The organism is Mesorhizobium sp. (assembly GCF_005063415.1).
Classification (GTDB): Bacteria; Pseudomonadota; Alphaproteobacteria; order Rhizobiales; family Rhizobiaceae; genus Mesorhizobium.
Window position 1 is genome coordinate 1 of record NZ_SUEG01000349.1, and the last position, 890, is coordinate 890.

The 890-nt window shown below is 58.0% G+C and carries 1 pseudogene; it reads left to right on the forward strand.

From position 1 onward, the window contains the following. Positions 1-555: 555 nt before the first annotated feature. Positions 556-890 (forward strand): annotated as a pseudogene (locus E5W70_RS32530) (hypothetical protein); the annotation flags it as partial.

The following is an 890-nucleotide window of genomic DNA, read 5'->3' on the forward strand; positions in this document are numbered from 1 at the left end:
ATCTTACCCCAGGCAGTTCGGCGGTGATGACGACGCCGTCCTGGTTTACGAAGACATTCACCGCCGGGAATTCCAGTCGGCTCACTTCGTCTTGGAGGCGGCGTATGTTGCGGAAAGGATCCGTGCCGAATAGCATTCGTGCGATCATTGTCTCCTCCTCGGAAAGCCGCGCCGCAAGGCCCTCGGGTTCCCTCGTTGTATCGCTGGGCCATCCCCGCTCTTCACCGCCCATCGGCGGTGCGCCATAAAGCGAGGAGTACCGAGCCCGCGGCTCTCAGCTTCCAGCCCTGAACTTGACTTCAGAGTCGCCTAGGTGATGCCGCGGGTTCGCCTATCATGTTTCACTGGCAATCTGGTCTACCTGCCTGGATTCCCATTCGCTTGAACGGTTCTCCATGGTGTATGGCCAGTTTGTCTCCGCATGACGATGAAGAAGAATGCGCGGATGGCACTTTGTTGCTTTGATCTGAATCAATTCGAACAGCTCATTGGATGGTTCCGCCCCCAATCCCCTTTTTAGTTCGAAGCTGATCGACGACCCGCAACTTGCCGTCCTTGTACAAACCATTGCCGATCCGACCGATGCCGACTTGGGTTCTCGGGGCCAATATCTGCGCGGGAACCATTTCCACTTTTCTCGCGCTCGCAGCCGGAGCTTTCGCCATTGGAACCTGGTTTTATGGCGGCCTCGCTCTCGATGATGCGGAGGCGGCAGGCTTTAGCAGCAATATAGCGGAGATTCACGAGAGTCTTGGCGGCATCACAGCCTTTGCCTTTCTGATTTGGGGCGTCGTCAGGCTCGCATTGTGGGTCCGCAATCGCGAGCTGGGGCCGGTGGCTGTCGCCGTTCCTGTGATCGAGGTCGCGGGGGCAGTGCTTGTATCCGCTAC